At 50.6% G+C, this 11,769-nt stretch carries 11 protein-coding genes; 2 read left to right on the plus strand and 9 right to left on the minus strand.

What is annotated here, in order from left to right; translation table 11 throughout:
• Nucleotides 1-48 precede the first annotated feature (48 nt).
• The 4 genes from FJQ58_RS06775 to FJQ58_RS06790 form a co-directional block, all read right to left on the minus strand.
• A complete protein-coding gene (locus FJQ58_RS06775) occupies nt 49-1,353 on the minus strand; it encodes a sensor histidine kinase (protein ID WP_139991663.1) in 1,305 nt (434 codons plus the stop codon).
• Nucleotides 1,350-2,054: a winged helix-turn-helix domain-containing protein gene (locus tag FJQ58_RS06780; RefSeq protein ID WP_162341355.1), complete on the minus strand. Its 705-nt coding sequence runs from the start codon at nt 2,052-2,054 to the stop codon at nt 1,350-1,352. Before FJQ58_RS06780 ends, FJQ58_RS06775 begins: the two co-directional genes overlap by 4 nt.
• 77 nt (nt 2,055-2,131) lie before the next feature.
• A complete protein-coding gene (locus tag FJQ58_RS06785) occupies nt 2,132-2,764 on the minus strand; it encodes a fumarylacetoacetate hydrolase family protein (RefSeq protein WP_139991665.1) in 633 nt (210 codons plus the stop codon).
• Nucleotides 2,765-2,802: 38 nt separating this feature from the next.
• The gene (locus tag FJQ58_RS06790; protein WP_139991666.1) at nt 2,803-4,740 is read right to left on the minus strand and encodes an ABC-F family ATP-binding cassette domain-containing protein; all 1,938 of its coding nucleotides are present in this window, start codon (nt 4,738-4,740) and stop codon (nt 2,803-2,805) included.
• A gap of 177 nt (nt 4,741-4,917) precedes the next feature.
• Here FJQ58_RS06790 and FJQ58_RS06795 point away from each other — a divergent pair, with 177 nt between their 5' ends.
• Nucleotides 4,918-5,484: a guanylate kinase gene (locus FJQ58_RS06795; protein ID WP_139991667.1), complete on the plus strand. Its 567-nt coding sequence runs from the start codon at nt 4,918-4,920 to the stop codon at nt 5,482-5,484.
• 79 nt (nt 5,485-5,563) lie between these two features.
• On the opposite strand, the gene fumC is transcribed toward FJQ58_RS06795, so the two are convergent.
• The 5 genes from fumC to FJQ58_RS06820 all read right to left on the minus strand — a co-directional run bounded on the left by fumC (nt 5,564) and on the right by FJQ58_RS06820 (nt 10,433).
• On the minus strand, nt 5,564-6,949 hold the full coding sequence (gene fumC, locus FJQ58_RS06800) for a class II fumarate hydratase (RefSeq protein WP_139991668.1): 1,386 nt from the start codon (nt 6,947-6,949) through the stop codon (nt 5,564-5,566).
• A 154-nt stretch (nt 6,950-7,103) separates the two neighbouring features.
• A complete protein-coding gene (locus FJQ58_RS06805; protein ID WP_139991669.1) occupies nt 7,104-8,336 on the minus strand; it encodes a GAF domain-containing sensor histidine kinase in 1,233 nt (410 codons plus the stop codon).
• A gap of 63 nt (nt 8,337-8,399) precedes the next feature.
• Entirely contained in the window at nt 8,400-9,275 is an 876-nt protein-coding gene (locus FJQ58_RS06810; RefSeq protein ID WP_139991670.1) for a glycoside hydrolase family 43 protein, read from the minus strand.
• A 79-nt stretch (nt 9,276-9,354) separates the two neighbouring features.
• Nucleotides 9,355-10,023 (minus strand): bifunctional 2-keto-4-hydroxyglutarate aldolase/2-keto-3-deoxy-6-phosphogluconate aldolase, encoded by a 669-nt coding sequence (locus tag FJQ58_RS06815; protein WP_139991671.1) that lies wholly within the window; start codon nt 10,021-10,023, stop codon nt 9,355-9,357.
• 98 nt (nt 10,024-10,121) lie between these two features.
• Nucleotides 10,122-10,433, minus strand: coding sequence for a Dabb family protein (locus FJQ58_RS06820; protein ID WP_139991672.1), 312 nt, complete (start codon nt 10,431-10,433; stop codon nt 10,122-10,124).
• Nucleotides 10,434-10,648: 215 nt separating this feature from the next.
• On the opposite strand from FJQ58_RS06820, the gene FJQ58_RS06825 reads away from it, so the two are divergent.
• Nucleotides 10,649-11,551 carry a manganese catalase family protein gene (locus tag FJQ58_RS06825; protein WP_139991673.1) on the plus strand — a complete coding sequence of 301 codons (903 nt, stop codon included), beginning with the start codon at nt 10,649-10,651 and terminating at the stop codon, nt 11,549-11,551.
• Nucleotides 11,552-11,769 lie beyond the last annotated feature (218 nt).

The following is an 11,769-nucleotide window of genomic DNA, read 5'->3' on the forward strand; positions in this document are numbered from 1 at the left end:
TCGATATGCATTCTTAATGGAGCAAATATGCAGAACTTGTGCAGTTCGCTAGTCTTTCATAATGGGCAGCCGCAGAGCAAAGGTAGCTCCATTGCCATACTCGCTGCTCACGGTAATTGTCCCGCCGTGCACGTTCGCGAACTGCTGCGCGATCGCAAGTCCAAGTCCCAAGCCAGCGGCACGCTTGCTTGTTCTCACCTTCGAACTTCCACGGTAAAATCGGTCAAACACAAAGGCTAACTCCTCCTCCTCGATTCCAACGCCGTCATCGGCTATGCTGAGCAAAGCTTGTCCATCTTCCAATAAAATGGCCACGCAAAGCTCCTGGTGAGCATGCTGAAGCGCATTGCCAACCAGATTGATCATAATTTGTCTAACCCGGGCCTCATCTGCATAGATACGGATATCCTGATCCTTTTCCATGATGAACTTCATCTCTTGTTCCTCCGTGCCGACTACGAGTGCCTCTACGACCGATTCCGCAAGCCTCGTTAGCGAAAACCAGTGCTTATTGAGCGGCAGATGCCCTGATTCCGCAAGCGATAGCTCCTGCAAGTCACGAACCAGCTTCGTGAGGCGAAGCGTCTCGTCATGGAGAGATACGATTTTGGATAAAGGGAGCGGTTGCCCTTCCTGTATGGCGTTATCCAGCTGCGTACGCATAACTGCAATCGGAGTCCGAAGCTCATGAGCAATATCTGCTACCATTGTCCTCCGCACCGTCTCCAAACGTTCCGCGCGCTGCGCAAGCTCTTCAATTAAGCTTAATGCCTCACTAAGCTTAACTTTACTTTCTACGTTTTTACTCTTAACCGGGGCAGAACGTTGCCAAATGGCTAGGGCAATCCGATCCTCTGCCTGCTCCGCGATAACCTTCCTTTGGCGGAGCAACCAAGCCCCGAGCAAATAAACAAGCAGCATCACTGCCAGCGGAAGCAAAAGTTCTTTGCTTCCGACCTTTTGCTTCGCTGCATGGATCTGCGTGAATCCGACAATGACGTTATCGGACAAAACCGCTATTTTGCGAGCGGCAGCTTCGCGGGGCCCTTGGTTTTTCAGCTCTGCTACTGTCCTTCCATCTTTATCATATACCGTTACCGAAGCCACATTATTTTCCGAAAGCATAAAGCGGTCAGTCCTCAAACGTTCCCCCAGTCCGGACCAGCTGCCTGTTGATTCGTAAAACAGCTTGGCATATCCGTTCCAAAAAAGCTGACTCGCCCTTTGTTCTACCTGATTAGCATCTGCCACCAACCATTGCATTCCAAGAAACGTCACCATGCCTGCCAAAACGGTGATCGCAGCCAGCCAGCGCTTCTCCTTCGCTCTGCCGATTAAACCGTTCCTCTTCACCGGAACTCCTCCGCAAATCGGTAGCCCACGCCATAAACCGTTTGAATCAGCTCCTGCTTCTCTTTCCCGACCTCCAGCTTGCGCCGCAAATTACGGATATGGGAATCCAGCGTTCTCTCATAGCCTAGGAAGCTGTCTCCAAGCGCCTCGTCCATTAAATGAGTACGGGTAAATACCCTCCCAGGATAAGCCGCCAGCTTCGACAGCAACAAAAACTCGGTACGCGTCAAATCAAGCTTTTGTCCGTTCAAAAATGCTGCGAAGCGCTGTTGGTCAAGCAAAAGCCCTCCTCGCTGAATCAGCGTTTCTTCGTCCAGCATTGAGACCTCCTCACCGTTCCTGCTTGCTCTGCGCATCACCGCTTTAATTCTGGCACTCAATTCCCTCAATCCGAAAGGTTTCGTCAAATAATCATCCGCCCCAAGCTCAAGCGCCAGTACTTTATCGAATTCATCCCCCTTAGCCGTTACCATAATGAAGGGCAGCTTCCATTCCCGCTCGTTCCGCTTGCATATTTCAATTCCGCTCGCCCCGCCAGGCAGCATCCAGTCCACCAATAACAAATCCGGGCTTATTTCCGCGATAAGACTCTCCGCTTCCTGAAGGCTCGTAGCCCCGTGTACCTCTATAGATTCCTTATGTAAAAATTCAGTACATTCCTGCAGCAACTGCAGCTCATCCTCAATCCATACGATTTTCAAGCCAATCACGCTCCCCTCTACAAATTGTTACATAAAAAAACAGTTCTTCCAAGTAGGAAGAACTGTCGTACAACCGTCTAAACTAATTTTATGCTGCAATTCCCTACTGGCTCGCCAGCCCAAAGGGCTTGCAGCTGATCGCCATCCTGCAGAGCCGCTACGCCAGCCGGGGTCCCTGTATAAATGACATCGCCCGCGCTAAGGCCATAATGCTCGCCTACATATTCAATCAGCTCGGATACGCTAAACAGCATGTCGCTCGCTTGGCCGCGCTGAGCCGTTTCCCCATTGCGCAGCAGGACGAACTCCGTCTCTGCCAGCACCGCTGCGCCTGGATAAGCAAGCCATTCGCCAAGCGGCGCCGAACTCTTGAAGCCTTTGGCAGCCAGCCAAGGCTGCCCCTTTGCCTTCAGCTTGGACTGCACGTCGCGCAGCGTCAAGTCGAGCCCCAGCGCCATAGCATCAATTAGCTGCTCGGCATCGATGCCCGGTTCATAGGACTTGCCTATCCGCAAGACGATCTCCAGCTCAAAATGCACCTCGCCTACATCGCCCGGAAGCTCCACGGCATTGCCGTTCATCGGGACTACGGCATGAGACGGCTTCGTAAACACGAGCGGCTCATCCGGAATTTCGTTGCCAAGCTCCAATGCGTGAAGCCTGTAGTTGCGTCCTATGCAATAAACATTGCGAATGTCGTTAGCGCTCATCAGCTCAGCCGCCCTTCGTCATATGAAATAAAATCCTTCTATTTCTGTGCCGCAATTTGCTCCGCCAGCTCATTCAGCTCAGCCCAGCGGTCCATCAGCTTCTCCAGCTTTTCTTCCAGCTGCTGCTGCTCCGCCGCAAGCTCCTGCAGCTTCACAGAATCGCTGCTTGCCGCTTCCATACGATCCGCAATCGCGCTGACTTCAGCCTCCACGGCCTCAATCCAGCCATCGATTTGCTCGAAATCCTTTTGGTCTTTGTAGGACATTTTCGTCACACGCGCTTTGCCTGCCGCTGCGTTCGCAGGGGCATCTGTGCGGCTAGGCGCAGCTGCAGGCTGCACCTTGGGCGCTGAAGCCGCTGCCGGAGCTCCTGATCCATGTTTTGCGACAAATTCCTGATAGTCGGAGTAGTTGCCGGTATGATGGGTGATGACGCCATCCCCTTCAAACGCAACAATTTTGTCCACCGTACGATCCAGGAAGTAGCGATCATGGGAAACGACGAACACGACACCAGGGAAATCGTCCAAATAGTCCTCCAACACGGTAAGCGTCGAAATATCCAAATCATTCGTCGGCTCATCGAGCAGCAGCACGTTAGGCGCGTTCATCAGCACGCGCAATAGCTGCAAGCGCCGCTTCTCTCCGCCAGAGAGCTTGGAGATCGGCGTCCACTGCATCGTTGGCGAGAACAGGAACCGCTCCAGCATCTGTCCTGCGGAGATCGTCGTGCCATCCGCCGTCTTCACCTGCTCTGCAGCCTCGCGGATATATTCAATAACGCGAAGCGATTGGTCCATCTCCTCGTGCTCCTGCGAGAACCAGCCAAGCTTAACCGTCAAGCCCAGCTCAACGGTTCCTTCATCCGGCATTAATTGACCGGTAATCAGCTTAAGAAGCGTAGACTTCCCGCTTCCGTTGCGGCCAACAATGCCGACCCGATCCTCGGGAACGGCAATATAGCTGAAATCGCGAATAAGCGTACGCTCGCCGAAGCGCTTCGTCACGTCTTCCATTTCAACGATTTTCCGGCCCAGCCTAGTTGAAGCTACCGACACATCCATCTTGCCGCCCGCTTGCTTCGGCGCTTCCGCCTTAAGCGCCTCGAATCGGTCGATCCGCGCCTTTTGCTTCGTCGTTCTCGCTTTGGCTCCGCGCCTGATCCATGCAAGCTCGTTGCGCAGCAAATTCTGCCGCTTCGATTCGGTTGCAGCCTCGCGTTCCTCGCGGTCCAGCTTCAGTTCAAGAAAGCGGCTGTAATTCGCCTGATAGAAATGGGCTTGCCCTTTATCCAGCTCAATGACGCGATTGCTGACCCGATCGAGAAAATAACGATCATGCGTAATCATAAGAAGGGCGCCTCTGCGTTTCTGCAGCATCCCCTCTAGCCATGCTACGGAATCATTATCAATATGGTTGGTCGGCTCATCGAGAATAAGCACATCCGACGGCAGCAGCAGCGCCGCCGCCATCGCGACCCGCTTGCGCTGGCCGCCCGATAGCGTCTCCACTTTGGCCTCAAAATCATAAATGCCTAGTTTGGATAACGCCATCTTCGCATCGCTCTCGAGCTGCCAAGCGTCATACTCATCCATAAGCTGATTTGCTTTAATTAGCTGTTCTTGCAGCGCCGTGTCGCTTGGCTTAAGCTCAATTGCTTCCATGGCAGCAGCGTAAGCCTGTACGGCTCTTAGCTGCGGGGAGTTTCCGCCAAGCACATGCTCCAGCGTCGTTTCATTAGGGGCAAAGACCGGGTCCTGCGCCAGCATTCTGACGGTTACGCGGTTGCCAATCGACACGTTTCCTGAATCTGCTGGCTCGAGGCCCGCAATAACCTTGAGAAAGGTAGACTTTCCCGTGCCGTTCACGCCGATAATGCCGACTTTATCGCCATCCTCCACGCCGAAGGTGACATCCTCGAACAACAGCTTTTCGCCGTAGCTCTTCGTTATATGTTCTACAGACAATAAATGCATGAGTCAAACCTACTTTTTTAGAATAGTAGCTGCCTAGGCAGTCACACGTATCATACCATAAATAAGCAGCCGCATCACTTTGTCCCCTGCCACTTCTCCTTGATCTTTCTAAGATAGAGCAGTCATGAACCTTCGCTGAAAAACCGATATAAAGAGTAAGAGGAAGGAGTGATTGGCATGGTCAAGCCTTACATCTTCATCTTTACCGGCACAAGCGGTTCCGGACGCAAGACTGCGGCGCACCAAGCTCTAAAGGGAACCGGAATTGCACATATTCCCTCCTGCACGGACAGGCTGCCGCGCGATCAAGAACGCCCAGACATGGATTACCGTTATGTAACGAAAGAACAATTCGATCAACTAGCGGCAGACAGCTTCTTTATGGAATGGGTCAAAATCGATCAATACCGTTACGGTATTGGTAAGCGATATCTCGATCTTGCTCTGCAATCGGGCAACAGCGTTTATCTCATTTTGAACCGCGAAGGCTCGGACATCATTCATAAACAATACGGCGACCGCGTTATTCGCATCTTCTTGTACGTCGACAAGAAGACCGTTGCGGAGCGACTCGAAAGCAAGGGCACTCGCTATGAGATTATCGACAGCTATTTGAGCCATTATACCGAGGAAGTTACCTACCGCAAGTCCTGCGAACATGTCTTAGAGAATGTATCGCTTGAGCGGACCGTCCAACAAATCAAGACCATCGTTGATAGCTACATGCATTCAACCTTAGCGTAATACTCTTCTCTATATTTCAAAAAAAAGGCCAGCACTTGTCATTAACTGACGTGCTGGCCTTTCCTATTCCAAACAAGGATTAACGTTTACCAATCATATTCTCCGGACGGACAAACTCATCGAACTGCTCGGGAGTGAGCAAGCCGCTTGCAATCGCCGACTCTTTAAGCGTAAGTCCTTTTTTGTGAGCGTTCTTCGCAATGGCCGCTGCATTCTCGTAGCCGATATGCGGGTTAAGTGCCGTTACAAGCATCAGCGATTGATCCAGATTGCGCTTGATCGCCGCTTCATTCGGCTCAATGCCAACCGCGCAATTGTCGTTGAACGATACCATGCCGTCAGCAAGCAGCGCAACGGATTGCAGGAAGTTATAAATAATAACCGGTTTGAACACATTGAGTTCAAAGTTGCCTTGGCTCGCTGCTATCGAAATCGCTGTATCGTTTCCGATAACCTGGCATACGGCCATCGTTAACGCTTCGCTTTGCGTCGGGTTTACTTTACCTGGCATAATCGAGCTGCCTGGCTCGTTTTCCGGAATGGAGATCTCACCAATGCCGCAGCGCGGGCCGCTTGCCAGCCATCTCACGTCATTGGCGATCTTCATTAAATCAGCCGCCAGAGCTTTAACCGCCCCATGCGTATAGACGATTTGGTCATGGCTTGTCAGGGAGTGGAATTTGTTCTCAGCGGTAACGAAGGATTTGCCGGTAAGTGCCGTTACCTCTTCAGCTACTGCAATGGCAAAGTCAGGGTGAGCATTAAGCCCCGTGCCCACAGCCGTACCGCCAAGCGCCAAATCGCGCATCGTCTCTACGCTTTGAACGAGCATCTTGCGCGTTCTGTCTAGCATCGAGTACCAACCGCTAATTTCTTGGCCAAGCGTAATTGGCGTGGCATCCTGAAGATGCGTGCGGCCGATTTTTACGATATCGTTGAACTTCTCCGCTTTTGCGCGAAGCGTGTCGTTCAGCAAGTCAAGCGATGGAAGCAAACGATCTTCCAGCGCAATGACGCCGGCAATATGCATCGCCGCAGGGAACGTGTCATTCGAGCTTTGCGAACGGTTCACGTCATCATTCGGGTGAATGCGCACGTCGCTGCCGCGTTCAGCAAGCAGCGCGTTCGCACGGTTTGCGATAACCTCGTTCACGTTCATGTTCGTTTGCGTGCCGCTGCCTGTCTGCCATACCACGAGCGGGAAATGCTCATCCCACTTGCCGGATACGATCTCATCTACAGCCTCGCCGATAATCGCCGATTTGGCCGCATCCAATACGCCAAGCTTCTCGTTCGCTTGCGCGGAGGCTTTTTTGATATAAGCCATCGCATATACGACTTCGATTGGCATGCGTTCGCCGCTAATTTTGAAGTTTTGCAGGCTTCGCTGCGTTTGCGCGCCCCACAGCTTGTCCGCAGGAACCTGAATTTCACCCATTGTGTCCTTCTCAATTCGATAATCCATTAATTGAACGACTCCTTTAATCCATTGATTTTACTCCTCATGACCCTGCTTCTGTTATAACGCTATTCCAACCCAGAATCAAGCAAAGCGGGCGAAATCGGACAGAAGAATTGTGTCGGCGTTCACGATTTCTAAACAATTTAGCGGCAAGGAATCATGCAGATGCCTCATGAACGCCAAATGGCAATTCCAAAGCGAAGCTGGTGCCTCGTTCATTGGTTTCCTTGAGCCAAATGCTTCCTCCAAGCTGCTCCGCAAGTTTTTTGCAGATGGATAATCCGAGACCCGTGCCGCTATATTCTTCCCTCTTGGCAGACGTATGCAATTGGGAGAACGGCTTGAACAAGCGATTGAGCTGCTGCTGGTCAATTCCAGTACCCGTATCTTTGACCGTCACCAGCATCCGGGGCAAACCTACTTCCGATTCCAGCAATTCGACGGTGGTCGTTATTTCCCCATCATCCGTGAACTTGATCGCATTGCTAATTAGATTAATGATAATTTGCTGCAGCTTATTAACGTCACCTACGATAATGTCTGGCATCGCTGAGCATACGTCCACTTCAAGCCGAATGCCTTTCTTCACCGCATCATGCAGCAGCAGGTCATGCGCTTGCTTTAGGCTCGGACGAAAGGCAAAGGGTTCATCGCTAATTTGCGGATGCTCGGATTCAATTTTGGAGAAGGAGAGAATATCATTCAGCAGCTTTAGAAGCGAGTCCCCGCTTGCTTGCGCAATACGGATATAATTCCGCTGCTCCTCCGTTAATTCCGTGGATTGGAGCAAATCAATCATTCCGATTATGCCATTCAGAGGCGTCCGAATCTCATGGCTCATCACCGCAAGCAAATGGGCCTTCTCCTCTGCCAAATCGCATATGGTCAAATTCGCATTTTGTAATGCGCCCACCGTATCCTCAAGCTCCAGCACATTGGCAAAAAACGCCGCCAGGGAAATCATAAACGCAATTTCCTTCTCATCATAAGAATAAAAATTTTGATCAAACGCACACAATGAGCCGTATACTTCCCCGCCTCGTTTCACGATAGGCACGCCCATGAACGAGCAGCCGCCCACCAGCTTTGTTGCATCCATGTCTCTTGTAAGCGGATGAGTTAGGTTATTTTCTATAATTAGAGGGCCTTGCGACTTCTCAATGACCAAATGGCAATAGGACTCTTCATTGTCGACAACCAGCCCTTCCGCCAAAATCATTTCCTCGCGGTTATAGGATCTAAGAACCGTAGTCGTCATTCGATCATTTATAGCAATACAGAACGTATTGGCCTGAATGATACTGCTGGCCGTGCTCATCACCTGCGTAGCCGAATCATAAATATTGCGCGAGACGATCGTTAGCATGTCTTCAATAATTGCAGATCTCATACAATCCATCCCATCTTCAAAATAACCGTCATGCGCTGCATGTTCCTCCTACAGCGTACGCTGCTATTCTTTCCTCCGCAGCGTGCCGTTCTTCTCTTCCACTTCAATAAATACAGCCCGTTCCTCTGGCTGATGGTTTGGGGTGTGCATCGCAAGCATAAGCTTGCCCTCGAATGAGCGGAACAGCATCCCGTGTCCGCCGTCCTCCGGGAACAACGTTTCTTCGTCCTGCGTCCAGGGCCCTTCGATCTGTCCGTTCTTCGAGCGGGCGATCCCGATCGCATAGCCATTCTTCGAACCGCTTGACCACATCATAAGCAGCTCGCCTTCTTTATTTTTGAACAAGAACGGGCCATCCGTTACATAAACGTCCTTCTCATCCCCGCCGGCTACTGCCCAAGGAGCTTCCGAAGCCGTGAACAGCGTAATGGGCTCTCCTGCCGCTTCGCTAAAATCCGGCGCAAGCGGAACCGCGCACATTTTGCCGTCTCTCACTTGCACCCACTCTTGGCAAAATACCATCCAAGGCGTACCGTCCTCAGCGATATAAAGCGTGCCATCCAAGCATTCCCACTCGGCAGGCGTAATCGGCTTGCTGCTAAGCGGCTCAAACGGCCCCTTTGGACTGTCCGACACCAAAATTTGCGTAGCACGCCGCTTGTCCTCTGACTTAAATGAAGCGAACATATAATAGCGATTATGATGAAAATACACTTCCGGTGCCCAAAAATGATGATCCGCCCAAAAACCCGGCGTTGGCCTGAAAGCCGGATAAGGGCCATCCCATTGCTCAAGATCCGAGCTTTTGTAAGTATCGAAGCCGGTGCCGGGACCCGACCAGACGTTACTGTCCGTCGTCCCGTAGAGATAATAGCATTTTTCCTGTTCATTTACGAATATGTAAGGGTCGCGAATACGAATTTGGTCACGGTTAATCATGGCTGCAATTACCTCCTCGGGTTCTGTTCATGCATAAAAAAGCCTGACAGAGCGGTTTCCTCTCTATCAGGCTGTCAGGCTACAATCCTTTTGCTTCGCGGTATGCCGCAATATACGCAGCAGCTTTCTTCTCGATAAGCGAGAAATCGCCGGTTTTCACAGCATCCTTCGTCAAGTCGGAGCCAATGCCCACCGCAACCGCGCCGGCCTTGATCCAATCCTTCAAATTATCAAGCGAAACGCCGCCAGTCGGCATAACGTTTGCCTGCGGCAAAGGTCCTTTAATCGAAGGAATTACATTCGGGGAATAGAGATTGCCCGGGAACAGCTTAACGATATCTACGCCCAGCTCAAGTGCCGTCTGTATTTCATGAATCGTCATCGTGCCTGGCAGAATCGGAATGGAATAACGATTGCAGAGCTTGATCGTATCCGGGTTAAGCGCCGGCGACACCACATATTCAGCGCCCGCCAAGATCGCTGCTCTCGCAGTCTCCGGATCAAGTACCGTACCTACGCCAATAATTGCAAAATTATCTGCATCCGGCGATACGTCGCTGGAATATTCTTTGGCAAGCTGCTCGATTGCTCGAAGCGCAAATGGTACCGTCATCGTAATTTCGATAGCTTTGATTCCGCCTTTGATCGCACGGCGCGACATTTCCACGACTTCCTCTGGCGAATCCGCGCGCAATACCGCTACAACGCCAGCCTCCGTCAGCTGCTGCAGCACTCTAAGCTTTTTCATCCGTAAGTCCCTCTTCCCATTATGTTCGTATTTGTTTGAATTTGTTCTGTATATATCGCTAATTATAAGCCGTTTTGCAGTTTTCTTCAATGATTACGCTATTTAGCGTAATCGATTTCAAGAAACCTTTCGACTTCCGTCACCCAGCGCTCACTCACGAACTGTACATGCAGCGGATGCTCGTTGTAAGCGTCATAATCAGCCTGATTGGCAAACTCCATCGCGAAGCCGTGGTCGTAGTCATTTTTCGCGCTAACCTGCTTGTACACTTGAAAATTCGTCACGGTTGGAATAGAGGCAAGAATACGCTTACCATCCTCCAAAAACTGACGTTCCGCTTCCGAACCCTTCTCATGCTTCAGGCTGAAAATAACCGAGTGTAAAATCCATTCTTTTGACTGTGCTGACATATGTATCGCTCCTTCTTCTAAATAAATGGGCTATGATTCCTTTAAAAATAACACAAGTACGCCTTAAAATGGAACGTTTACAGCATATTCATTTCGATAATCCGATCTTCCCTTTAATTCCGCATCCTTTTTTTACGAATTTATGGTTAACAACGAAAGGTTAAGTATGACTAGCTTGGGAGAGACTAACGGGAACTTAGGAGGTTGAGAAAATAATGTTCAAGCGCATGGATGAAATCTTAATTGAAATACCAGATGTCGAAAAGCCGGACCCAAACGGCGCAGCTGCCATTCAGGAGCTGCTAGGCGGTAAGTTCGGAGAAATGTCAACGTTAAACAATTACTTGTATCAATCTTTTAATTTCCGCTCCAAAGAAAAGCTTAAGCCTTTCTATGATTTAGTGATGAGCATAACCGCCGAAGAGCTTGGCCATGTCGAGCTGGTATCACATGCGATCAATAAATGTCTGAGAGGCTCGACTACCTATAAAGAACCCGAAGCAACGCCGCTCGGCGCAGCAAAGGATAACCGGCTGTCCTATCATTTTCTGGCTGGCGCCCAAGGCGCGATGCCATTCGATTCCATGGGCAATCCTTGGACGGGCGCTCATGTGTTTAATAGCGGAAACCTGGTGGAGGACTTGCTTCACAACTTCTTCCTGGAATGCGGCGCACGGACACATAAGATGAAAGTATATGAAATGACGGATCACCCTGCCGCACGCGCCGTCGTAGGTTATCTGCTAGTACGAGGAGGCGTTCATGTCGTCGCTTATGCCAAAGCGCTCGAAATTGCAACCGGAGTTAATGTAACGAAGCTGGTTCCGATCCCTTCTTTGAGCAATAAAGCATTTAACGAGGCAAGGAAATACGAGGAGAAAGGCGTGCATACCAAGCTATATACGTATAGCGACAGCGACTTTACCGCGATCGATCAGATCTGGAAAGGGACTCACCCTGAGGACGATCTGCCGCTGGAAGTCATCCAAGGAGTGCCGCAAGGTTATCCAATTCCAGAAGCGCCTGCCGCAGAAGAAGAGTTTGCTCCCGGCATCTCAGCTGAAGAATTCAAAGCTATTGCTGAGCGCCTTAAGCAGGCGGGCAATATTCGGGAATAGTCAAGTCGAAAAACGTCCTAATGCCGATATAATGGCTTTAGGACGTTTTTCTTTAGGAGTATGCCTTGCACCGTTGCTGCAACAGATAGTAAGAGATGGCACTAGGGGAATTTTTGTGATACATAAGTATGATAAAGAAATTTTTGCGGGATGGCGCGTACTGGCAGCACAATGCCCGTCAAAAGCTGAAAGACAAGCTATTGGCTGCCAGTGCTCAA

The organism is Paenibacillus paridis (assembly GCF_006345825.1).
Taxonomy (GTDB): domain Bacteria; phylum Bacillota; class Bacilli; order Paenibacillales; family Paenibacillaceae; genus Pristimantibacillus; species Pristimantibacillus paridis.